Source organism: Pedobacter ginsenosidimutans (assembly GCF_001442625.1).
Lineage (GTDB): Bacteria > Bacteroidota > Bacteroidia > Sphingobacteriales > Sphingobacteriaceae > Pedobacter > Pedobacter ginsenosidimutans.
In genome coordinates this window covers 252,416-276,551 of the sequence record NZ_LMZQ01000004.1, presented here as the reverse complement: position 1 = coordinate 276,551, position 24,136 = coordinate 252,416, and the positions used below count along the sequence as shown (strand labels likewise).

Sequence of the window (24,136 nt, the reverse complement as noted above, 5' to 3'; positions counted from 1 at the left end):
CACTGAGCGTTCATTTCCCAATAATTATAAGAATAATTAAAAGCGTTTTACCATATAAGGCATTAAGGCCATTTAAGCTTGGTGCTCTAATAACATCCTTTTGCTTTAGTCTTTCACCTTTAGTCTTACCCCAACTCAATCTGACGCTTAATGCTCTCTTCTAACGAGATTAAAGTCTCCGTACGCTGAATACCGTTCACGGCCTGTATTTCTTCGTTTAAAACGTGGCGTAGATGATTGGTATCCCTGCAGATAATTTTGGCAAACATACTGTAGGCACCGGTAGTATAATGCAATTCTACTACTTCTTTAATTTTGCTCAATTGCGCAACTGCATCTTTATACTGGATTCCTTTCTCCAGGTAAATACCCAAAAAGGCACAAATATCATATCCAGCTTTCTGAGGATCAATGATTAGGTGCGAGCCCTTAATAATCCCCATTTCCTGTAGTTTCTTCATCCTAACGTGTATCGTTCCGCCCGAAACAATCAGATCTTTAGCGATTTCTGTATAAGGTTTAGTGGCATCCTGCATCAATTGTTTCAATATATCGATGTCGAGGTTGTCAATTTCTAAATTGGAATTGTCTTTTTTAAGCATATTTTTGAATTATGATAAGCTAATTTACGAATATTTATCAATATTATAAAAATAAAATTAAATGTTTAAAATATTTGCAAGGTATTGGTTGTTCCTTTACATTTGTATCAAGCAATTAACAAAAAGGAAACGTTCTTTCAAAATTGCATAACATAATGTAGGGTGGTGAAACAGGCAGACACACCTCCTTGTCTCGGTGGCGGAGAATAATGGGAATATACCGGTTTCGGTACTAACCACTCCTTGAAGGTTCGATTCCTTCCCCTACAGCCAGTTCAGTTGGCAATTTAGAGTTGGCAGTTTAAAAACTGAAAATTGGAAATTGAAGACTGTTAACTTTTGAAATGTTGGGTGGTGAAATTGGCAGACACGCCTCCTTGTCTCGGTGGTGGGGAATAATGGGACAAACGCAGTTTATTGGGTTGACCACAAATTAATTTTTTGAACTGTAGCTAACTACCCCTTGAAGGTTCGACTCCTTCCCCAACAGCATTTTTTATGAATAATAAGTTAGTTAATCGAGCAATCCTGGATAGGTTGCTCTTTTTCTTTTTAAACTAGTTTTTTTCATAACCATCAATATATTTATAGATATATTGTTATATTACCAGTCAAATTTTATTCGTTCAATGCCTGTGATGAAGAAACGCGTTTCGATTAAAGATATCGCTAAACAATTAAATATTTCCATTACAACCGTATCGTTTGTAATTAATGGGAAAGCAAGAGAAAAAAATATTAGCGAATCGCTTACCAAAAAGGTTTTAGAATTGGTTGCTGAATTAAATTATCAGCCCAATACCCTTGCAACAAGTTTAAGAACAGGCAAAACAAAAATTATCGGATTCTTGGTTGATGATATTTCTGAGCCTTTTTTCTCGGGCATAGCACGCCGAATTGATGAAATTGCTTCCAGCCTTGGTTATAAAATTCTTTTTAGCAGTACCAGGAACGACACCGAAAAGGCAATAGAATTGCTGCAGATTTTTAAAGACAGGCATGTTGATGGCTATATTATGGCCTTACCTGAGGGATTGGAAGAAGAAGTTAAAAAATTGATTCAAACAGACGCTCCAGTGGTACTATTCGATCGGTACGTACAGGATGTTAAAACAGATTATGTAATAATTGATAATCTAAGCAGCACTTACGAAGCTACCGAACACCTCATTAAGAATAATTATAAAAAAATAGGTTTTGTAACCATCGATACTTTACAGCAACAGATGGTAGACCGTTTGGCCGGTTACGAGAGCGCTGTAGAAAAATATAACTTGCCGGCAATTGTAAAGAAGATTAAATATGTAAACTCTGCAGACTCAATTGAGGAGATGATAAAGTTTTTTAAAGCAGAGAAACAGCTAGATGCGGTAGTTTTTGCAGCCAACTATATTTGCTTAGACGGGTTAAGAACTTTTAGAAAATTAGGTATTCAGATCCACAAGGATATGGCTGTTGTTTCTTTCGATGATTTCGAAATCCTGGAGTTTTGCGAACCTCCGGTTACGGCTATTGCACAGCCTCTTGAGGCCATTGCAGAAAATGTGATGAAAATTTTATTGAACAAGCTTAAGAAAGCCGGAAAGCCTGTCGAAAACACGCAGGTATCGTTACCCACCATCTTAAACGTTAGAGGCTCAAGCGCAAAGCAATAAAAAAGGGAATAGATTTAAGTCCATTCCCTCTCTGATTGTATTTTATACAGATTAAACTGTCATTACATCTTTTTCTTTAGCTTCGGCATGTTTGTCAACCTTGATGATATAAGCATCGGTTAGTTTTTGCACTTCGCCTTCACCTGTTTTAATCTCGTCATCAGAAACACCTTCACCTTTCAGTTTTTGAATTTTGGTATTGGCATCTTTACGGATGTTACGAACGGTAATGCGGCCTCTTTCAGCTTCTTCCTTCACTTTTTTCACTAAGTCTTTTCTACGCTCTTCTGTTAAAGGTGGCACAACCAAGCGGATAACAATACCATCATTTTGTGGATTGATGCCAATATTGGCTACTTGAATAGCTTTTTCAATTGCAGTTAAAAGTGATTTTTCCCAAGGTTGGATTACGATTGTTCTGGCATCAGGCGTATTAATACTGGCTACTTGTGATAATGCTGTAGCTGCGCCATAATAATCCACGAAAATACCATCCAACATTCCAGCTGATGCTTTACCAGCTCTGATTTTAGTTAATTCAGATTCACAATGATCGATGGCTCTATCCATTGCAGATTGAGCATCCATTAATTGTAATTGTATGAGGTCGTTCATAATTGTGTGTATTTCTACAAAAATAATAATTTTTATTCCTTATTTAACCAGGGTTCCAATAGGTTCGCCATTGGCGATTTTCATGAAATTGCCATGTTTGTTCATATCAAACACAATAATCGGCACTTGGTTTTCTTCGCAAAGGGTAAATGCGGTCATATCCATTACATTAAGGCCTTTATCGTAAACTTCCCTAAAAGAAATTTCATCGTATTTAGTGGCCAAAGGATCTTTTTCAGGATCAGCAGTATAAATTCCATCAACACGTGTTCCTTTTAAAACAACATCTGCTTTGATTTCGATCGCACGTAAAGCTGCAGCAGAATCGGTTGTGAAGTATGGATTTCCCGTTCCGGCACCAAAAATAACCACACGGCCTTTTTCTAAATGGCGAACAGCTCTCCTGCGGATAAATGGCTCACAGATCTGCTCCATTTTAATGGCAGTAAGTAAACGTGTTTTGATACCCACTTTTTCTAACGCATCTTGCAGGGCCATAGAGTTGATAACTGTTGCCAACATGCCCATATAATCGGCCTGTGCCCTGTCCATCCCACTTTTTTCGGCGCTTAAACCTCTAAAAATATTTCCTCCTCCAATTACGATTGCGATTTCTAAACCTTTATCGTGTACGGCTTTGATATCTTCTGCGTATTGTTTAACACGCTCATTATCAATTCCATATTGTTTGTCGCCCATTAGCGATTCTCCGCTAAGCTTTAATAGGATGCGTTTGTATTTCATGACCTCAAAAATATTAACAATTTTTTACTTACGGGCTATCGTTTTAATATTTGATGTAAATATTTAATTAGGTTAGGTATATAAATAAAAAAGGGCGATATGAAAATATCGCCCTTTCCGTTATTGGATTAATTATTGTGCTTTAGCAAGCCATAATGATGCATTTAAATGCAAAGCCGGATGAGAAGTATATCCAGATGGTACATCACCAGACCAACCATTAAATAAATTATCGTTCGTATCGCCGGTTCCGTCATCAGATGGCGAGCTATCGCCAACAAAGGCTACCCTTCCGCTTCCGTAAGTCGAAATTAATGCCATTACACCATTATTACTCCCTAATGTGCTGCTCATTCTCCAAAATAACCCTTGTACTGTAGAATTTTCTGTTGGATACAAGGTTGCTGTTGTACCATTATAGAAAGCTAATTTTGAAGCATTTCCAGCAGCACCATTTAAAACCAGATTGGCGCTGGTACTTGTTCCGGAGTAAACTTTTGTACTTGGTTTTTCGCTAATGTCAACATAATCTACATTAAAGCCGAAAGGTTTGTTATTGTTAATGCCGTTATTGCTCATCAAATCATTCCAAACTCTTGGCGAATCGTAGCCATCGCCATCTCTGTCTGAAGGATTATAACCATTTGCATCTGTTCCGGCTGTACTTGCAGCCGTATGATCGGCCACCATCATTAAACCGCCGCCATTGGCCACAAAATTCATAATAGCCGTTTTTTCAGCGGCTGTAAATAATTTATTCGGTTCAATAACCACATAAACATCGTAATTTTTTAAATCCTGGGGATTAGCGGTGTTACCATAAGTAATGGCAGTACCGCCTGGCAAAGTTTCTACCAGTTCGCCACGTTTTACCAATTCTACGGCCCAGGCAGACATGGCACCTTTCCAGTAGGTTTCAGAAGTTGAAGCTGTTATGCCGGTATATGAGGGGGTAGGAAATCTTTGTGCTTTAAGTTCAACAGAGGTTCCTCCTTGATAGCCCGGAACGTTTTCGGTACCATCTGCATCTATCTGCCAATCGGCACTACCTGCATTTTCCAGTTTTGATGCATCAAATAAAAACTTCTTACCCGTAAGTACAGGATTTGTACCTGGATCGGTACCACCACCGTTATCATTAACGGTAATATCATCAAAGTTTATTCTGTTTGAAGCGCCTGAAAGTTTTCTAATTTCTAAGCGGACATTTCCGGTAAGATTTAGGCTGAAAGATTGCGTTTGTAAGGTTGACGTGCTGGTTATATTGGTGCCCGACTGTGTCCAGCTACTTCCACCATTAGTTGAATACCATAGCCCCCATTGACTAGCAGCATCTGTGCCATAAGTAGCATGTTGAACGCTTACTGTACTAATACCGGTTGCAATATCAAACTGCATCGTAATTTTTCCCGAGTTACGGATACGGGCAGACCATGAACCATTTTTTTTATCAGCAGCAAGATTTCCGATTAACGCGTCGAAAAAATTCCATGACTTTCCGTTAAGTGTAATGTCATCTCCAGCTGCTGAGCCAGAAGGAGAAACATCATAAGCCGTTTTAGGACTGGTTGAGCCTACCTCAAAATTTTCTAAAGTTTGTACCGTAAGTGTAGCATTTGAAGCAGAGATACCTAATAATTTTGCCTTAGGTAAAGCGTTTTGGCTGGTTTCAATTTCTTGTTTTTTACAAGCGCTGAAACTTAATAATGCAGCAAACGCTATTACAGCGACGCCCGTTAATTTAAATTGTTTTTTCATAATATTGATAGATTGAAGATATTTAAACCTACTTTAATTATGTTAAGCAATTATTGCCCGCTTGTTACATTTACATTATCCCTTTTTATAAAAAAAATGGCTGAACCGTTATCCGATCCAACCATTTTTTGATTTCTTTAGTTTTAAAAATTATTGATTAAATCTATATCTTAATCCAAATTGGATTCTCCAACGCGCAGTTTCATCAATATTGCTTGAAAATGTATTAACTAAAGGCACGCTGTTATCTGCATTGAGGTAAGGGAAAGAAAATGTAGGTTTACCTGATGTTGCATCCACTCCTTTAAAGTTAAGAAGTCCGTTAGCCCTGTTGGCAAATTTTGGAACTCCCCACGTTTTATTGATCATATTTCCGAAATTGAAAATATCAAAAGTAAGTTGAAGAGAATGCTTTTTACCTTTCAGGTTTGCGAATAAATCTTGTGCCAGTCGAATATCAAGCGTACCGATTACATTACCAACAAGACCATTTCTTTCTGCATACTGACCTCTTTTTTTGTTAAGATAATTGTCTTGACTGATGTAGCTGTTTAATTGACCCCAAAGCTGATCAGCTGTGCGGGTATCAGCAGCATTTTCTGGTACTAAAACAATGTCGGATTTATTTGCCGGAACATAAATCAAATCGTTCCCGCTTAAACCATCATTGTTTAAGTCGTTTCCATAGGTATAAGAATATCTGAAACCATCCTGTAGTTGATAGAACATAGAAAATGTTGTACCTAAGTGGTTAATGTATTCTTTTCTGTAAACAACAGAGGCAATGAAGCGGTTTTTAACCATATAGCTTGAATAAGAAAGTGCATCTGTATTCGGGCTGCCAGAAACCTGACGGTCTCTCCACATACTTTGAGCGATAGAGCCACCATCATTAACTGATCTCGAATCGGTATAAGTATAGCCGGCGGTTGCAAAAAGACCACCTGCAAACTCTTTTGATAATGTTCCTGTAATTGCTAAACTATGGCCTTTATTGGTATTGGTCATTACAATTGCATCAGAAATGTTTGGGTTTGCAGGAGTAGGAGTTGCCGATCCGTAAATTCTTGAACTGGTGTATCTCGGACGGTTATCAGCGCCTTTTAGAAGCGTATATGCAGAAGTGTTTAAATTCACATTGCGGAAATAAACAGAATTAATGTCTTTTGAATATAACGCTTCGATTGTTCCGGTTATACCGCCAGGTAATTTCTGGTCAACCGCCAAATTGGAACGCCAGACCTGCATAAATTTAAAATCCTGTTGGGCTACTGCCAGATTGTAGGCTGTGTTGTTTGCTGCTGTAGCCTTATTTACATTTCTATAAGCATCAACGTTGGGGGTAAATGGTCTGTTGGTTGGGTTGTTAATGGATTCAGAGCCAAATTGAACACCATTGTTGCTGGCCTGGTTAGATACCCAAACCAGTGGGGGTCTTCCTGTAAATAGCCCGGTACCACCTCGTACTTGTGTTTTTCCGGCATGGTTTACATCCCAGTTAAAGCCTAAACGCGGCGACCATAAAATAGAACTTTTAGGAAATCTGCTCACATCAATTTTTTCGTCATTTTCGAAAGTCAGCTTTTCTACATTTGGATTGCTTAGTGATGCTGGTGAAGAAACGCTGGTTAAATCTGCACGTAAGCCAAGGGTTAGTTTTAACTGATCGTTAACCGTAAAAGCATCCTGTGCATACAAGCCATACATATTTGATTGGATTTCTGCATAAGGGAATGATCCATCAGGCATAACCGAATATTGAACCTGGTATCTCGTTGCATTTGATACACCATTATTGGCGCTGTTATAAAAATCGGCAAGGCTGTTAAAGGTATAGGCACCATAATAGTTAGGAGCGAAACCGTTAAGCGTTCTGTAGCCTTCATAATTGGCACCCAATGTTATTTCATGGCGACCTGCATAAATGTTAAAATTATCTGTAATCTGGTAAACTTTAGTTTTTAAGGTATTAAAAGCAGTAAAAGGTTCATAGCCAAAAGCAGTATACGAACTTCCATCGGGATTCATAATATCAACAAGTGGGAAAGGTTTGTTACCCTTTGATTCTCTGAAATCTTTCATGCTGTTGTAACCAACTGTTAACTGATTAGAGAACTTATTGTTAAAACGTGTTCTGAACTCGAGGTTAACGTTATCCATGTTGTTGTTTATGCCATATCCTGCAGATTGAAAAGGAAGGCCCAGCTGCGATGGCTGGCGATTATTTTTTGGAGCGCCGCTATTACTTGGTAAAATATCTTTATAAGATCTGAAATAGAAATATTTTAAACTTAAAGTGTTTTTATCATCAATATTATAGTCTAATTTGGCAGATAGTTTATCGCTCCTTGTTTTTAAAGCATAATTTTCATAAGCCCCCGGATCATAGCCAAGTGTTTGTAAAAAAGAGCTTAACTTATCTAAGTCTTCGCCTTTTGCCTGAGATATATTTGGTCCGGTGCTTCCACCCCTTGAGGCTGAAAATCCGGTTCCTGGATCTGATCTTCTCTCCAATTCTCCACTGGCAAAAAAGAATAATTTATTTTTAATAATCGGCCCACCTAAAGTAAACCCATAACCTTTAAGGCTAAAGTTGGTTACCGGTACTTTTAATCCGGCATAGTTGTAATCACTTACCAAGTCCTGATTTCTGTAGTAAGTATTTAAAGAGCCCTGAAATTCATTCGTACCACTTCTGGTTACCGCATTTATTGCGGCACCTGTAAAACCGCTTTGACGAATATCATATGGCGCAATATTTACTGTAATTTCTTCGAAGGCATCCATATTAATTGGTTGAGAACTCGTTTGGCTTCCAATGGTACCCTGTAAGCCGAATGCATTATTAAACAGCGCTCCATCAACCGTAAAATTGTTGGCCAGGTTACTTCTTCCTGCAATACTTGGGCTTCCAAACTGTAAAGAGAACTGAGGGGTAAGCTTCACAAAATCGGTAAAGCTTCTGTTTAAAGTTGGTAAATTTTGAATTGCTGTTCTTGATATATTCTGCGATGCACCCGTTCTTCCCGAGTTAAAAACTTTACTTTGTTTTCCTGAAACCGTAACTTCTGATAAATTACTGGCGTCTTCACTTAAGGATACATTTAAAGTAGAACTTTGGCCAAGGGCCAATTTTTCTATACGTTGTGTTTGATTTTTAAAACCAATAAATGAAACGGTAATAGCGTAAGGGCCACCAATACGCATGGCTGGTAAATTGTAACGGCCATCTGATCGGGTAGAAGTGGCATATCTCGAACCTGATGGTTCATGTATGGCAATAACTGTAGCCCCGCTAATTGGCCCTTTAGCATCGACAACCATTCCATTTATAGAGGCTGTTGTTTCATTTTGCGCAACAGCATCTATTTTTAAGAGCATTAAAAATAGAAATGTTGTAAATAGAAGTAAGGTTTTTTTCATGAGTAATTTTTAAGCAAAAATACTCCGACTTACTGTAGCTAATGTTTTATTTATATTAATTAATCGTTAACAGTTTCCCTTGTTCAGGAAATATTAAATTTAAATTGAGTATATTTTCAGTAAGCAATTGTTGTTTTACTTTTATAGCTGTTTGATAAGGAGGCTTAATATGGGTTACAATGAAAGCAACTTTTTTAATGGCATCACCATCCGTTAAGCTTTTAAGCTTGCCAATTTCACTGAAAAAAAGCTTTGGGGTTAGATGCCCAAATAATTGCTTATCAGGTTGCTCATTTGGGAAAGAAACTTCTAAAAATATTGCTTTTAATTGGCCTTGGTTTATCAACGGAGATATGGTTTGCCATAAGTTGGCGAGTTTATCCGATTTTTCAATTTCATCTGCGCCGGTATCTCCAAGGTACAATACATAACTATCATCGTGACTGATCAAAAAGGCAGTGCTTTTATACGGATTTCCATGGCTTAGTTCAAAAGCCCTTACTTTCATCTCCGTTCCATCAAGCGGATAAGTTTCACCTTCATTAAGTGGTGAATAGGTATACTTTTTTAATTGTGGTTTTTCGCCTTCATTAGCAAAATTGGCCCAGGCATCCCAGGTGAAGTATTTTTCGCTTAAAATATTCAAGACAGAAGGTAGGCCATAGATGTTTTTTGATGTATCAGCTGGTGAGTTGATAATCAAACCGGCAACATGGTCTAAATGTGCATGTGAGATCAAATATCCCTTAATCTGTTTGCGCTGGATCTCTTCGCTTATTCCTCTTAATGTTTTTTGATCAATCGCTTTTTGTATGCCAGCATTTATGGTGCCTGCATCCAGACAAACATAATTTTCGCTGCCTTTTGGAGCAATCATATAAGAGGATAAATTACTCTCATCATCTCCGCCCTTCACCCCAAGGGGTATTATTTTGAAAGCAGTACCTATTTCTTGTCCCCAGGAATTACTGGTATAAACAGACAAGAATATTATAGCCGCAAGGATTTTTTTGAACATGTTGAATTAATTATACCGTTTCGCCTTTAAAGATCACCTCTTTTAAATTCAGATCATCATCAAGTACCAATATGTTTGCCTGATGGCTGGTTTCTATAGTTGCAGTAAGATTTTCTATTCCGACCAATTGGGCAGGGTAGAGCGTTCCCATTTTAATGGCATCATTTAAGCTGATATCACAATGTAATACACAATTTTTAACAGCTTCCAGCATGGTGAGCGATGAACCGGAAAGTGTACCATCGGGCATAACATATTTATTACCTTTTTGAACATGCTGATACGGCCCTGTTGAACAAGCGGTAACCGCGTCAGTAATCAGGAATAAACGATCTTTTAAAAGCTTCTGTGCAAATTTAAGCACTTCGAAATCGATGTGTTGCCCATCGGCAATAATACTGGCCATGGCCTTATCATGATTAAAAACAGCTGTTGGTATTCCTGGCTCGCGATGGTGGATGGGACTCATGGCATTAAAGAGGTGGGTGGTGGTTTGGATGCCCTTGTTATAAGCAGCCGTTGCTTCATCAAAGGTTGCGTTGCTATGCCCTAATGAAACCACAACGCCATGGTCTAATAAGTACTGTATTACTTCATCATCCTGGATTTCCGGCGCTATCGTCATCATTTTAATTACGCCGTCACCAAAATCAATTAGTTTCTTAATTTCATCTAGCGAGGCTTTACGTACAAAGGCCGGAACATGGGCACCTAAGCGTTTTGGATTTAAAAATGGCCCTTCTAAATGTAGCCCCAGGAAGTTTTTTGCAGATTTACGGTGTTCTTTAGCTGCTTTGATACATTCGTCAAAAACTTCAGGAGAATTTGTTGCCATACAAGCTAAAAAGCCTGTAGTCCCTTTTTTAAGCAAGTCATTTTCCATGATGCTTAACGATTCGATGCTAGGCTCGGCTGAAAATAACCTGTCGCCTGCACCATAAATCTGTAAATCTATAAAACCTGGTACAACAAGCGAATGGCTGGTTTCTTTGTTGTCGCTTTCGTTAATATTGGAAATTAGCGTGCCATTAATTATGATGTCCTGATTCTTTTTTAAATCATTGCCCTGAAAATAGGAGATATTGGAAATTACTTTAGGCATATCAAACGTTTGAGTAAATTTAATCTTACACGGTCAAAGTTAAATATTGTAGCTATATATTTGGCTAATAAGATAAAATAACCAAATGAATGAAAATCAGCCAAATAGAAGAAGTTTTTTAAAGGCCGGACTAACTTTAGGTGCTGCTGCCTTTGTAGCGCCATCTGCAGCCATTGCAAACGTAGCCTCTAGAGACGATGAATTTAAAATAGCAGTTGGCCCTTATCTCCAGACCAATTTCAATAACGAAATGACCATTCTTTGGTTAACCAATAAAAATGCTACAGGCTGGGTAGAGTTTGGAGAACAGGCAGATCAGTTGAGCCAAAAAGCATATGGAAAGGCTGAATTGGGTTTGATGCAGGCTAATAGTAAGTTAAATGCCGTAACGCTCAAAAATTTAAAACCAGGAACAAAATATTATTATAAAATTGTTTCGAAGGAAATTAAAGATTTCCAACCGTATAAATTAACCTATGGGGCAACGGCAAGTAGTGCTATTGAAGAATTTGTGAATGCCCACCGAGCGAAAGATGAGGTTTCATTCTTAATGATGAATGATACGCATGATCGCCCGGAATCAATCCCCCAATTGTTAGCGCTGGTTCCTGACAAGAAGCAAGACTTTATTTTCTTTAATGGAGACATATTCGATTATCAAACAGATGAGAGACAGATTATCGAACATATGCTCCAGCCTTGTGTAGATAATTTTGCAAAGCATACACCTTTTATCTACGTAAGGGGCAATCACGAAACGCGGGGTAAATTTGCACGCGAATTTCCACAATATTATATGCATGTTGGCCATGCAGCTTTTACCTTAGGCCCTGTTCGTTTCGTAGTTTTAGACACTGGTGAAGATAAAGAAGATGCACATCCAGTATATGCGGGTATTGTAGATTTTGACGATTATAGAGTTCAGCAGGCTGAATGGCTTAAAACAGAAATAAATTCAAAGGAATTTAAAAAAGCACCATTTAGAGTGGTGATGATGCATATTCCGCCACGCTTTTCAGGCGATGCACATGGGCCAAAACATTGTACTGAGCTATTTGAGCCGTTGTTGAATCAGGGTAAAGTAGATTTGGTTTTAAGTGGCCATACCCATAAGTACATGGTGCACCAACCCGATAAAGCATTAAACCATTACCCTTTAATTATTGGCGGTGGCCCGAGGACAGGGACAAGAACAATCACCAAGATAAAAGCAGATAGGAATAAATTAGTGGCGAGTATGCTCGATGATTCGGGTAAGGAAGTTGGTACTTATACTGCCTTGAAAAAGTAGAAGAGTAGGCGTATCGTCATGCTGATCCGATGGCTATCGGATTTATTTCAGCATCTTTCTCACAAATTAGACCTTGAAATAAATTTACTCCGTAGCTTTCCGCTGCGCTACAGGTCAGGGTGACGGACAAAGTATAAGGCATAAAAAAAGCTCCCGATTAAACACCGGGAGCTTTTTATTATTTTATAAATGCTTATGCACCTAATTGTACACGTTTGAAAGCAGATACTGTTAAACCTTTAGAAGTGTTATCTAAATACTTACGCACATCCATAGAGCTATCTTTAACAAATTCCTGGTTTAATAAAGTACTGTCTTTGTAGAATTTATTCAATTTACCAGCAGCAATTTTCTCAACCATTTCTTCTGGTTTGCCTTCTTGACGGATAACGTCTTTAGCAATCTCGATTTCACGTTCAATAGTAGCAGGATCAACACCGTCTTTATCAACAGCAACTGGGTTCATTGCAGCAATTTGCATGGCAACATCTTTACCGGCTTCAGTAATATCTACGCCATTAGCGCCTTCAAATACCACTAAAACACCCATTTTGCCATTAGAGTGGATATATGAAACGATTTTCTCACCAGATATATTTGCGTACTCCTGAATAACGATTTTCTCTCCGATTTTACCGGTTAGTTCAGTTATGGTTTCAGCAACTGTACGTCCATCTTCCAAAGTAATCGCTGATAATTCTTCAGTAGTAGCAGGATTGTTGGCAACTGCTGCAGCTAAAACGGCTTGAGCTAGATTACGGAAATCCTCAACTTTAGAAACCGGCTCAGTTTCACAAGCTAAAGCAAGTAATTTACCATTTGTGCCATCCGCTGAAACATTGATTGATACCAGACCTTCAGAAGTAGCATTACCAGAACGAGCGGCAGATACTTTTTGACCTTTTTTGCGCAATAAATCAACAGCAGCTTCGAAATCGCCATTAGCTTCTACTAAAGCTTTTTTGCAATCCATCATACCAGCACCAGTTTGTTGGCGTAGTTTATTTACATCAGCGGCAGTAATTTGTACTGTAGACATTTTATTTCCTTTTTTAAATTTACAATCTTGTTATAACAATTACAGGTTACAAGTTACAAGCGCCAAGTTAAACTCATGTTAAGCCAACTTAAAACCTGAAACCAGTAACCTGCAATTAAAAAATATTACTATTCTTCTGTTTTAGTTTCTTCTGATGCTGACGCTTCAACTTCTGCCTCAGCAGCTTTTTTACGTCTTGGCTCTTTTGCTTCTGGAGCATCAGCGGCAGCTTTAGCAGCTACTGCTTCTTTTTCAGCCTCATCATCTTTTTCGCGTTTACGCTCATCTAAACCTTCTTCAATAGCTTTGATAATTACATCAGTAATTAAAGAGATTGATTTTGTAGCATCATCATTCGCCGGGATAGGGAAATCGATGTTAGAAGGATCAGAGTTAGTATCAACCATCGCAAAAGTAGGGATGTTTAATTTTAACGCTTCAGTAACTGCAATGTGTTCTTTCTTAACATCAATTAAGAATAAAGCTGCAGGTAAACGGTTTAAATCAGCAATACCACCTAAAAGTGATTCTAATTTAATACGCTCACGTTGAATCATTAAACGCTCTTTTTTAGATAAGATCGAATAAGTACCGTCTTTAGTCATTTTATCGATGTTAGACATCTTTTTGATTGACTTGCGAACAGTAGCAAAGTTAGTTAACATACCACCTAACCAACGCTCGGTTACGAAAGGCATGTTTACTTTTTTAGCTTGTTCAGCTACGATTCCTTTTGCTTGTTTTTTTGTTGAAACAAATAATACTTTACGTCCTGATTTTACGATTTGTTTAATCGCAGCCGCAGCTTCTTCAGTTTTAGTTAAAGTTTTATTTAAATCTATAATGTGAATTCCATTACGCTCCATGAAAATGTAAGGAGCCATTTTTGGATTCCATTTACGGGTAAGGTGACCAAAGTGTACACCTGCATCCAATAAGTCTTGATAAGTTGTTCTTGCCATTGTCTTTGCCTCCTGTGATTAACGTTTACTGAATTGGAATTTCTTACGAGCTTTAGCACGTCCTGGTTTCTTACGCTCAACCATACGCATATCACGCGTCATTAGGCCTTTAGCACGTAATGCAGGTTTTTTCTCCGCATCTAGTTCAACAATCGCTTTAGCAATAGCTAAACGAACAGCTTCTGCTTGTCCTTTTACTCCACCACCTTGTACGTTTACAGTGATATCATAACGACCTACAAGCTCAGAAACTTCTAAACTTTGGTTTACGATATATTGCAATGGTAAAGTTGGGAAATATACTTTGTGATCTTTACCGTTAACGGTAATTGCGCCAGCACCATCTTTTAAGTAGATACGTGCAACAGCTGTTTTTCTTCTTCCTGAAGTGTTAGTAACTGACATTTCTTAAAGTTTAATGGTTTTTGGAGATTGAGCTGCATGAGGGTGAGTTTCACCAGCATACACAAAAAGATTGGTGTATAATTTTTTACCCAATTTAGTTTTCGGTAGCATACCGCGTACCGCTTTCTCGATTACACGTTGAGGGTGTTTCGCCATTAACTCCTTAGGAGAAATAAAACGTTGACCACCTGGATAACCAGTATAAGAAACATATTGCTTTTCGCTGAATTTGTTTCCTGTCAATTTAACCTTGTCTGCATTAATAACGATAACGTTATCTCCGCAATCTACGTGTGGGGTGTACTCAGGCTTGTTTTTACCACGGATGATCATAGCGATCTTCGATGACAAGCGCCCCAAAATCTCGCCTTGCGCATCAACAACAATCCACTGTTTGTTAACAGTTTTCGCATTGGCCGAGACAGTTTTGTAACTTAACGTATTCACTTGCTTGTATTTAATTTATTAAACAATTTATTATTCCCATTAAATTTGGGACTGCAAAGATAGATAGAATACTTTTATTATCAAATAGTTGGTTGAAAAAAGTTTTACGTTTTTACCTGGCGATCGTCATGCTGAATTTATTTCAGCATCTAATAGGCTGTATCTTTTTTAGGTTGTGAAAAGCAAAGCCAGAAATTCTTTGGTTGGTTTCGGCCGGGCTTTATGCTAAATCTTTTAAATAGATTTTGTTATTCTGAGGTACGAAGAATCTGTTTCATTGGGTACAGATTCTTCGTGCCCCCAGAATGACATTGTGAACAATGCAAACAAAAAAGATGTCGCTGCAATCGGTTTAGAAAACGTAGATTGATTGAAGTATGTTAAGTTTTAAAAAAATGATCTAAAGATAAATTTTAAGACTTTGTAATTACCGTAGAAACCAATGCTGGTGTTTCGGTTACCGTTAATGTGTAGATTCCGCTTTTAAATATAGTAACTTTCCCATTCCCGGTATTGTTTTGTGAGATAAAGTTTCCATAAGTTGCGGTTACATCTGCATAGAATTTAGTCGCCAAAAAGTTTTGGTCAGCGTCTGGAGATCCATTGGCAATTTTAATCTGCTGAAGGCCAAGGTCATTATAAATTAAGGTGTAAACGCCATAAAGAGCCGGAATGAAAGATTTACTTACATACAAATTTAAATAAGCATAATTTTCATAATAGGCACCAAATTGTACATTGGTACTGGAATTTGCAATTGGTCTTAAAGTATAGCCGGTTGTTTTAAGCCGATCGGCTATACTGGAAAACGATGATGAATAGCTCTTATCAAGGCTGTTCCAAACAGTATTTATGCTAAAATCATTAACAATCCTTAAGGTTTGTTCCTGTTCAAGAGTATTCTGATCATTTTTGACCACACACCTGATCTTAAAATCGCCTGTTTGATTTGCCGAATTAAATTTAAATAATAAATTAGTTCCCAACAGCTGTTCTGATGTTTCTGATAGTTGAGTTCCAGACTGTCCGTTTAAGGTAAGCGTAATATTGTCTTTATCGCTATAATCTTTAAAATACCTAACTCCAATATATACTTCTGAAGATTTTGGCTGAAGCAGGTATTCCGGAGAAATAATAATCCTTTCAATTTTCTTAGGCGTTGCTTGCGAATTGTCACCTGTTTTAGAACATGCGAAAAATAAAATACTTAAAACTATAAGTAAGAGCGTATTTTTTATCATTATTGAGGAATTAGATTCTCAAAAATAGAATTTTTATACCAATATAAAAATCACAAATCGTCAGGCATGTAACCGATCCTTTTCCTTGGTCCAATTTTTTTATCAATGAGTTTGTCCAGGTAAGTAAAAACCAGTTCGATGTTTTTGTCCTGATTACTCACTTTTTGTTTAATTTCTTCGATTTCAAGTTTGAGCTCGCCATTATCAACAATAAATTGACGGATACGGGTGAAAATCCTTACAATTTGAATATTCACCTGAATGGCTTGTCTGCTGTTTAATACACTTGAAAGCATTAGTATACCATGTTCGGTAAAAACAAACGGGAGTTTTCTTCTTCCTCCCCAACTTGAAGTCGCAATTTGCGACTTCAAGTTTAACCACTCTTCATCGGTAAGTTGAAACATGAAATCTTCTGGGAATCGATCAGGATTTCTGCCTACTTGCTCATTGAGGCGCTTAGTCTCAACTCCATAAAGTTCCGCCAAGTCGCTATCGAGCATTACTTTAAGGCCTCTTAGCTCGTAAATTTTATTAACTACAATATTGTCAGGGATGATAGGAAGCACTTGTTTAGCTGTCATATCATTTTTGGATTTGAATTGAAGATACAAAAAATAGATTCTTTAAACCAAAATTGAATCTATAATCTTTTTGATCTTTTCTTCCCGCTCTCTATAATTACCACTGATCTGAATGTAGTCTATTCCACGATTTTCGAGCTCTGCCTTAAAAAGGTTAAACATTTCCAGTCGCCTATCTCCAAAATCGCGGAGATGATCAGCTACCCATTCTATATCAATATCTAGCAGGAAATATAAATCGTACCTGATTTCATTTTCAAGATCGTTTAGAATATCCGGAATCTCATTTAAATAGTATCGCGAGTATATTTTTGTAGTAATTAAATCAGTATCACAAAAAATAATCTTATTCGCAACATTGGTTTTTTCTTTTACCCTTTCCGTTTGTGCTATCCCGATTTTGATAATGTCATCAACAGTAATATCGTTCGAGGTAATTAATTCGCGCGCAACTTCAGGCACAAAAGCAGTATGATAATGCAAAGCCATTTTTTCGGCCATGGTCGATTTTCCTGTGCTTTCTGGTCCGTAAAAACATATCTTCTTTACAAAATATGGCCGGACTTCTTTTGGAATAAATTCCCAATATTGAAACGGATGGTTTCTGATTAGGGTTGCTGAAACGGGAATGGATTTTCTCGGTTCATCAAATAAGATGTGTTCGGCTTGTAAGTTAAATGCAAATGGTGCTCCATAAAACTCGGAGCTAAAAAGAATATCAATTTTTGGATATACCTCCCGCATCCTGATTGCCCAAATATTTGTCCTTTCATTCAATGGCAGGGTTTCATCATCAAAATCATCAGCAATAGTAGCCGGTTTAATGCCGGGCCGATCCTTAAAAATCTCCTTGATCCATTCAAAACGCAAAACCGGATCAATCTTATCGTCAGGGGTGAAACTCATTGATACAATCAGTTCATCGCAATGTGAAGCGGCAAAATTAATAAGCGCAATATGCCCATTATGAATAGGCATAAACTTACCGATAACTAATCCTCTTTTCATGCAGTTTTTGAATAGCTTCTATATTCTTTTATCCAATGCCATAATGCAAAGGCAGCAATAATAGTGAAGATGAAATATTCTAGTCCCATAAACTTGATGCCTTTTAAAAAGTATAAATAAGTAGCTACTACATCGATGAGCAGCCAGATAATCCAACATTCTATCCTTTTCTGGATCATTAGAAAAGTGGTAATTACACTCATTACAAAAATAAATGAATCGACAAAAGGATAAGCACTTGGCAGGTTGAATAATAGCGGAAGCCAATTGTGGAGCTGACTGGCCAGGGTACCCATCAGCAATGTGCCAACAATACCTATAGCCAGTAAGATTAAAAACTGCTTTACAGGCATAAAACTAATTTTAAGCTCTTTGTTTTTGTCTTCTTCTTCCGGTTTTGGATTTGTCCATCGCCACCAGCCCATAATGTTGGTTATAAAAAAGAAAGCCATCAAAAACATATCGGGGTAAAGCTGGTTTTGGTAATATAAAAAGGCCGACAAAAATACATTAACAATGCCAGCGGGCCAGCTCCAGATACTGGCTTTTGCTGAAAGAATAACTGAAATAATCCCCGTAATCACCGCGAAGAACTCCAGATAGCTCATTTTATATTCAAGAACCGTGAAAAATATACTTTTGGCATCGAAAAAATTCATCTTTTATTTTTTGAAGATCTGCAAAATGCTAATGTAAATAATTTATTTGCGGCTCTTGGTTTTCTGTTGGCAAACAATCCAAAAATATAGCTGTTATAAGAATATCCATTGGCTAATCGCCTTATTTATTAACCACAAATTTCGTTTATGCAGTATATCGACCAGATTTTCGGTTATCCAATCCCTTTGTTTTTTAAGAACCTCATTATCGGGTTAATAGCGGTATTGCTTGGGGTATTTATCAAGTTCGTCATTCATAAAACGTTTATTTTACTTTCCCGCTGGTGGGATTCCATCATCATAAAATCCACCATTAAACATTTGAGAAGGCCGGTTGCGATTTTTATTCCCCTGTTGCTCCTTAATTTTTCGCTAACACTGATGGTGATGACGCCAACATTCCGCCTCCCTTTGACCAAAATATTGGAAATTGCCTTAACCGTCACCTTTGCATTGATTTTGGTGAGGACGATCAATGTTTTGGAAGATTATTTCTATCTTAAATATGATTTAAATAAAGAAAATAACCTAAAAGAGCGTAAAATCAGAACCCAATTGCAGTTTGTCCGAAAATTTATTATTTCGCTCATTATTTTAATTACTGTCGCTATCATTTTATTGAGTTTTGAAAGTATGCGTAAAATCGGAGCAGGGTTGCTTACAGGGGTTGGTATCGGAGGAATTATTATAGGCTTTGCAGCACAGAAGTCGCTCGGGAATTTATTGGCCGGTTTTCAGATCGCCTTTACCCAACCGATAAGGATTGACGATGTTTTGATTGTGGAAGGTGAATGGGGTAAGGTGGAGGAGATTACTTTAACTTATGTAGTGGTTAATATCTGGGATCAACGGCGGTTAATCTTGCCGATTACCTATTTCATCGAAAAGCCTTTTCAAAACTGGACCCGTGTTTCTGCCGATCTGCTTGGAACAGTATTTTTATACCTGGATTATACAATCCCTATTGAGCCAATGCGACAAGAATTATCCAGATTATTGAATGCTAATCCGCTTTGGGACAAACGCGTAAATGTAGTACAGGTTACCGATAGTACAAAAGATGGCGCCATCGAAGTCCGATTTCTGATGAGTGCTTCTAATTCTTCAAGGGCTTTCGATTTACGCTGCCATGTAAGGGAAGCTATGATTTCGTTTATTCAAAGAAATTATCCTGAAAGCTTACCTAAAAAAAGATTGGAGTTTGAGAAACAGTAATTACATGTCAGTCTGAGCTTGTCGAAGACTCCCTAAATACTTCGACAGGCTCAGTATGACAATTGACCGAAATTATTTAAACATCCCTTTTAGCTTTGCTAATTTTTCCTGTAAATCGCCATCAGCATCTTTTGGCTCATTACGAGGTTTGAAATTAGGCTTGCTGTTATTTTGTTTATATTCTTGTTTCGGTTTATGCTCCTTAGTCTCCCGACTACGGACTTCCGACTTCGGACTGGCTTCAGTTTTCATCGATAACGAAATCCTTTTACGGGCTACATCAACTTCCATAACCGTAACTTCTACCTTTTGATGTACTTTAACCACATCATTAGGGTTGGCTACAAAACGGTTAGCCAGCTGACTGGTGTGAACCAAACCATCCTGGTGTACGCCAATATCGACAAAGGCACCAAAATTGGTGATGTTGGTTACAATTCCAGGGAGCTTCATACCCACCCTTAAATCTGAAACCTCGTTCACGCCATCGGTAAAGCTAAAAGCTTCAAACTGTTCACGCGGATCGCGGCCAGGTTTTGCCAGTTCTTTTAAAATATCCGTTAATGTTGGTAAGCCGATTTCATCGGTTACATATTGCTGCGGTTTAATCTGTTTTTGCAATTGTGTATCTTTCATTAAAGCAGAAACGGTAGTGCCCAGATCCTTCGCCATTTTATCTACTACAGCATAACGCTCAGGGTGAACACCACTGGTATCCAAAACATTTTCTGCATTGCGGATGCGTAAGAAACCTGCTGCCTGCTCATATGCTTTATCGCCCAAACGAGGTACTTTTTTCAAACTTTCACGGTTTTTAAAAGCACCATGCGTATTTCTGTAGTCTACAATATTCTGTGCTAAAGTTGGCCCTAAGCCAGAAACATAGGCTAAAATCTGCTTGGAGGCGGTGTTTAATTCAACACCAACAGCATTTACCGCACTGATTACCGTATCATCTAAACTCGCCTGTAATTTATTCTGATCAACATCGTGTTGGTACTGACCAACGCCGATAGATTTTGGATCGATTTTTACCAACTCGGCCAATGGGTCCATTAAACGACGACCGATTGAAACAGCTCCACGTACGGTAATATCCTGGGTAGGGAATTCTTCTCTTGCCACTTCTGATGCCGAATAAATGGAAGCGCCACTTTCGTTAACCATTACAATCGTGACGTGCGGTAAATTCAACGCACGAACAAAAGCTTCAGTTTCTCGCCCTGCGGTACCGTTACCAATGGCAATGGCTTCAACATTATGTTTTTCACAAAGCTGTTGAATGGTAAATTCGGCATTTTTTACATTCCCTTGTCCCGTATGGGGATAAATGGCTGTATTTTCTAATAGCTGACCTTGTTTATCTAAACAAACAACTTTACAACCAGTACGGAAACCAGGATCGATAGCCAGTACATTTTTTTGTCCCATTGGGGCTGCCAATAATAATTGACGTGCATTTTCGGCAAAAACCCGAATGGCTTCTTCATCCGCTTTTTGTTTGGTAAATACACGAAGCTCGGTTTCCATTGCAGGCTCCAACAAACGTTTATAACCATCTTCTAAGGCCTGTTGAACCTGCTTTGAAGCCGCATTATTGCCTAAAATAAACTGGTTTTCTAAAATGGCAACGGCATCTTCTGCCGGTGGAAGGGCGTCTAATCTCAAAATTAGTTCTTTCTCACCACGGCGCATAGCCAGAACACGGTGTGATGCAGCTGTTTTAACCGGCTCGTTCCATTCAAAGTAATCTTTATATTTAATGCCTTCTTCTTCTTTTCCTTTGATCACCTCTGATTTAAAAATAGCTTTTTCCTGAAAATAAGTACGCATTTTGGTCCGCGCCTCCACATTTTCAGAAATCATTTCGGCAATGATGTCCCTTGCGCCTGCTAAAGCTTCGTCAAGTGAATTTACACCTTTCTCAGTATCGATAAATTTATCTGCTGATGCTTCTAAATCAAAAGCTTTTTGCTCAAATATCTGCAAGGCCAAAGGCTCTAAGCCTTTCTCTTTTGCTACCGATGCACGTGTTTTACGCTTAGGTTTAAATGGCAGGTAAATGTCTTCTAAAAGCGAAATGGTTTCAGCTTCGTTGATCTTTTTTTCCAGTTCTGGTGTTAACTTGCCAAGCTCGGTCATCGATTTCAAAATTGCTTCCCGGCGCTTATCTAAATCGCGCAACTGCAAAACCCGATCGCGGATTGCAGCTACTTCAACCTCATCTAAACTGCCCGTGGCCTCTTTACGGTAACGCGAAATAAAGGGTACGGTTGCAGCTTCATCTAACAGATTTATGGTTGCCGTTACTTGTTTTTCTGCAACTTTTAATTCGGCTGCAATTATTTTATGGTGGGTTAACATATCCTAAAGGTAAAAATTAAAAGAAGCAAAGCTAATCAGGATTTGCGGGATTTCAGGATTTTTAAAATGAAGTTTTCCACCGAAATTTGTGAGTAAGTTTTTGAAAAAAGAAACGGTTATTTATCAGCGTTCGATCATTTTTCCATTTATAATCAGCCAGTTGTTGGGGAACAGTTTTGCAAGTCTTTGTTTTTCAGCATCTGTAATCTTTCCGGTAAGCTCTAGTCTTCTAATTTGAATTTTACTCAGTTCATCAGGTATGATAATATTTTTGGTGAACTTGATTCTTAGTGTGCCTATACTTTTTAATGTATACAGCTCTTTTGGAATTTCGCTAATGTTACTCATTGAAAGATCGTCGGCGCTGGTTTTATTGCCGAAAACAGAGGTTTCGGATGGTGCACTGTCTTTATTTACGATAGCCCAGCTCATTTCCGGTTTCATAGTGAAATCTTTGTTGTTTTGGGATAAACCGATAAAACCCGCCCAGATTTCCATGTTATGTTTTGTATGAGCTTGTGCATCTTCCAGAATAAAAGGAACTTTTACAATTTCCGAAGCTAGATTGTTTACACTGGTAATTGGTTTTAAACCTGTTTTGTTTCCTTCTTTGGTGTAAGGAAAGAACTTTACAATCCAACCGTCGATTGTGTTTACCGTTCCATATTTCTTTTCGGTATGGTATTTTACCATATTCATCCAGAAATCTTTATTCACTTTTCCTTTTTTAGCTGCTATAATTTCTTCTAGAATTGGAATAAGCTCATTTGTCCACCAATCTAGTTTATACTGGGTAAGGTATTTGGTCTTTTCCAGTAATTTTTTCCAATCCTGGGTTGTGCCTTCTATGGTGATTTTTGGAATTCCACAACCAATGATAATCACTTTGAATTCGAAATAAGATTTTACGGCTTCCATAATCGTAACCTGGCTCACAATTTTTGAAGTTGGTGTAGTTGTAGTAAAATCGGAAGTTAAAATACCAACCAATTTTTTGCCTGTATAATCGTTGATCTGTTCATTAAACTGCGGGAAAATTGAAGCCCAATCGGATTGAGGATTGCCAATCTGGATTTTATCTGAAACAATAGTCAAGGTTTTTCTGCCCTCAAAGTTTACCATCTGCGACCTTAATTCTTCTGCATTTTGAGTAATATGCCTTGCAAAACCCTGACTGATCAATAACCAGAAAATATCAGGCGAGATCACAAACGGTCTGTGATCAATGTAAGAATTTAAAATACCGGTCAAAAAAGGGTGTTCACCATAATAGATTAGACTATCGGGTAATTTTTCAACGTTTTTTTCAACATGTGCCTTAAGCACTTTAAGAATTTCCTGAGTGGGGGCAACAGGGATAAGTTTTGCTGGTTTCGAAAGTGTTTCAATTTCTACAACTGTTGCTTTCTGGCAAAATGATTTGGTAGAGATAAAGATAACTAGGAGTAAAAGTATTTTTTTCATCTGGTTAGCGTCGCTTTAGTAAGGTTTTACTAAACGGATGCTTTTTTGAACTAATTTCCATAATCTGTACTCTCCATTTCCCCTAAGTGGGAAGCTCAAGTGTATTATGATTTCTTCTTTTTCACTTTCTCCAAATCTCTTTCTGCTTTAAACCTGGTGATTCTGGTAATCAGATCCAAAGGCAAAGGTTTATCTAAAGGAAACTGTACAGCCCCTTTGCTCCATTTATACTGAGCAAATTCGTCTTTAAATGCTTCAATGCCCGAGCCGGTTGGATAAAAGCCAATGTGTTTAGCATAGCCCGCAAAATAAACCAGCACCGTGTTTTGTTTAAAGGCCGGCATACCATAACTGATTACTTCTTTGGCTTCTGGTACGGCTTTGTGTATCGTTTCGCGGATTTGCTGTAATAGCTTTTGCGTTTCTATTGGGAAATTAGCAATGTATTGATCAATGTTTTCTGGTTTGGGTTGTTCCATGGTCGGTGATTTTGTAAGCTGAATTTACAAAATTTCTAAAAAACCTATTCGCTGATCTGGA

21 protein-coding genes and 2 tRNA genes are annotated in these 24,136 nt (G+C 37.9%); 5 read left to right on the top strand and 18 right to left on the bottom strand.

Annotated features, from left to right (window positions below):
* Window positions 1–125: 125 nt before the first annotated feature.
* A complete protein-coding gene (locus ASU31_RS08270) occupies window positions 126–602 on the bottom strand; it encodes an Lrp/AsnC ligand binding domain-containing protein (protein ID WP_025145395.1) in 477 nt (158 codons plus the stop codon).
* A 156-nt stretch (window positions 603–758) separates the two neighbouring features.
* On the opposite strand from ASU31_RS08270, the gene ASU31_RS27415 reads away from it, so the two are divergent.
* From ASU31_RS27415 to ASU31_RS08265, 3 genes are all read left to right on the top strand, one after another.
* A tRNA-Asp gene (locus ASU31_RS27415) sits at window positions 759–875 on the top strand.
* Window positions 876–947: 72 nt separating this feature from the next.
* Window positions 948–1,092 (top strand) — tRNA-Asp (locus ASU31_RS27410).
* Between the two features lie 148 nt (window positions 1,093–1,240).
* Complete coding sequence (locus ASU31_RS08265) at window positions 1,241–2,257, top strand: LacI family DNA-binding transcriptional regulator (protein ID WP_057931880.1); 1,017 nt, start codon at window positions 1,241–1,243, stop codon at window positions 2,255–2,257.
* Window positions 2,258–2,308: 51 nt separating this feature from the next.
* On the opposite strand, the gene frr is transcribed toward ASU31_RS08265, so the two are convergent.
* From frr to nagA, 6 genes are all read right to left on the bottom strand, one after another.
* The gene (frr, locus tag ASU31_RS08260; protein WP_029279059.1) at window positions 2,309–2,872 is read right to left on the bottom strand and encodes a ribosome recycling factor; all 564 of its coding nucleotides are present in this window, start codon (window positions 2,870–2,872) and stop codon (window positions 2,309–2,311) included.
* Window positions 2,873–2,911: 39 nt separating this feature from the next.
* Entirely contained in the window at window positions 2,912–3,616 is a 705-nt protein-coding gene (pyrH, locus tag ASU31_RS08255; RefSeq protein ID WP_029279061.1) for a UMP kinase, read from the bottom strand.
* A gap of 132 nt (window positions 3,617–3,748) precedes the next feature.
* Entirely contained in the window at window positions 3,749–5,374 is a 1,626-nt protein-coding gene (locus tag ASU31_RS08250; protein ID WP_209434972.1) for a hypothetical protein, read from the bottom strand.
* A gap of 150 nt (window positions 5,375–5,524) precedes the next feature.
* Complete coding sequence (locus ASU31_RS08245) at window positions 5,525–8,797, bottom strand: TonB-dependent receptor (RefSeq protein WP_057931879.1); 3,273 nt, start codon at window positions 8,795–8,797, stop codon at window positions 5,525–5,527.
* A gap of 55 nt (window positions 8,798–8,852) precedes the next feature.
* Complete coding sequence (locus ASU31_RS08240; protein WP_057931878.1) at window positions 8,853–9,815, bottom strand: MBL fold metallo-hydrolase; 963 nt, start codon at window positions 9,813–9,815, stop codon at window positions 8,853–8,855.
* A 10-nt stretch (window positions 9,816–9,825) separates the two neighbouring features.
* A complete protein-coding gene (gene nagA / locus ASU31_RS08235; protein ID WP_057931877.1) occupies window positions 9,826–10,917 on the bottom strand; it encodes an N-acetylglucosamine-6-phosphate deacetylase in 1,092 nt (363 codons plus the stop codon).
* 85 nt (window positions 10,918–11,002) lie between these two features.
* Here nagA and ASU31_RS08230 point away from each other — a divergent pair, with 85 nt between their 5' ends.
* Window positions 11,003–12,208 (top strand): purple acid phosphatase family protein, encoded by a 1,206-nt coding sequence (locus ASU31_RS08230; RefSeq protein WP_057931876.1) that lies wholly within the window; start codon window positions 11,003–11,005, stop codon window positions 12,206–12,208.
* A gap of 193 nt (window positions 12,209–12,401) precedes the next feature.
* On the opposite strand, the gene tsf is transcribed toward ASU31_RS08230, so the two are convergent.
* The 8 genes from tsf to pnuC form a co-directional block, all read right to left on the bottom strand.
* Window positions 12,402–13,247 carry a translation elongation factor Ts gene (gene tsf / locus ASU31_RS08225; protein ID WP_057931875.1) on the bottom strand — a complete coding sequence of 282 codons (846 nt, stop codon included), beginning with the start codon at window positions 13,245–13,247 and terminating at the stop codon, window positions 12,402–12,404.
* A 128-nt stretch (window positions 13,248–13,375) separates the two neighbouring features.
* Window positions 13,376–14,209, bottom strand: a complete 834-nt coding sequence (gene rpsB, locus ASU31_RS08220; protein WP_057931874.1) for a 30S ribosomal protein S2 — start codon at window positions 14,207–14,209, stop codon at window positions 13,376–13,378.
* An 18-nt stretch (window positions 14,210–14,227) separates the two neighbouring features.
* Window positions 14,228–14,614, bottom strand: a complete 387-nt coding sequence (gene rpsI / locus ASU31_RS08215; RefSeq protein ID WP_029279076.1) for a 30S ribosomal protein S9 — start codon at window positions 14,612–14,614, stop codon at window positions 14,228–14,230.
* A gap of 3 nt (window positions 14,615–14,617) precedes the next feature.
* A complete protein-coding gene (gene rplM, locus ASU31_RS08210; RefSeq protein ID WP_010602007.1) occupies window positions 14,618–15,061 on the bottom strand; it encodes a 50S ribosomal protein L13 in 444 nt (147 codons plus the stop codon).
* 413 nt (window positions 15,062–15,474) lie between these two features.
* Window positions 15,475–16,302 (bottom strand): hypothetical protein, encoded by an 828-nt coding sequence (locus ASU31_RS08205; protein ID WP_057931873.1) that lies wholly within the window; start codon window positions 16,300–16,302, stop codon window positions 15,475–15,477.
* Between the two features lie 50 nt (window positions 16,303–16,352).
* Window positions 16,353–16,886 (bottom strand): ORF6N domain-containing protein, encoded by a 534-nt coding sequence (locus tag ASU31_RS08200; RefSeq protein ID WP_057931872.1) that lies wholly within the window; start codon window positions 16,884–16,886, stop codon window positions 16,353–16,355.
* Between the two features lie 42 nt (window positions 16,887–16,928).
* Window positions 16,929–17,894 (bottom strand): AAA family ATPase, encoded by a 966-nt coding sequence (locus tag ASU31_RS08195; protein ID WP_057931871.1) that lies wholly within the window; start codon window positions 17,892–17,894, stop codon window positions 16,929–16,931.
* Entirely contained in the window at window positions 17,891–18,553 is a 663-nt protein-coding gene (gene pnuC, locus ASU31_RS08190) for a nicotinamide riboside transporter PnuC (RefSeq protein WP_057931870.1), read from the bottom strand. The genes ASU31_RS08195 and pnuC overlap by 4 nt, the downstream gene beginning before the upstream one ends.
* A 147-nt stretch (window positions 18,554–18,700) precedes the next feature.
* Between pnuC and ASU31_RS08185 the strand changes: the two genes are divergently transcribed.
* On the top strand, window positions 18,701–19,768 hold the full coding sequence (locus tag ASU31_RS08185) for a mechanosensitive ion channel family protein (protein WP_057931869.1): 1,068 nt from the start codon (window positions 18,701–18,703) through the stop codon (window positions 19,766–19,768).
* 72 nt (window positions 19,769–19,840) lie between these two features.
* Here ASU31_RS08185 and ASU31_RS08180 read toward each other — a convergent pair whose 3' ends face one another.
* The 3 genes from ASU31_RS08180 to ASU31_RS08170 all read right to left on the bottom strand — a co-directional run bounded on the left by ASU31_RS08180 (window position 19,841) and on the right by ASU31_RS08170 (window position 24,075).
* The gene (locus ASU31_RS08180; protein ID WP_057931868.1) at window positions 19,841–22,132 is read right to left on the bottom strand and encodes a Tex family protein; all 2,292 of its coding nucleotides are present in this window, start codon (window positions 22,130–22,132) and stop codon (window positions 19,841–19,843) included.
* Window positions 22,133–22,255: 123 nt separating this feature from the next.
* Complete coding sequence (locus tag ASU31_RS08175; RefSeq protein ID WP_057931867.1) at window positions 22,256–23,596, bottom strand: DUF4419 domain-containing protein; 1,341 nt, start codon at window positions 23,594–23,596, stop codon at window positions 22,256–22,258.
* 104 nt (window positions 23,597–23,700) lie between these two features.
* Window positions 23,701–24,075 (bottom strand): iron chaperone, encoded by a 375-nt coding sequence (locus ASU31_RS08170; RefSeq protein WP_057931866.1) that lies wholly within the window; start codon window positions 24,073–24,075, stop codon window positions 23,701–23,703.
* Window positions 24,076–24,136 lie beyond the last annotated feature (61 nt).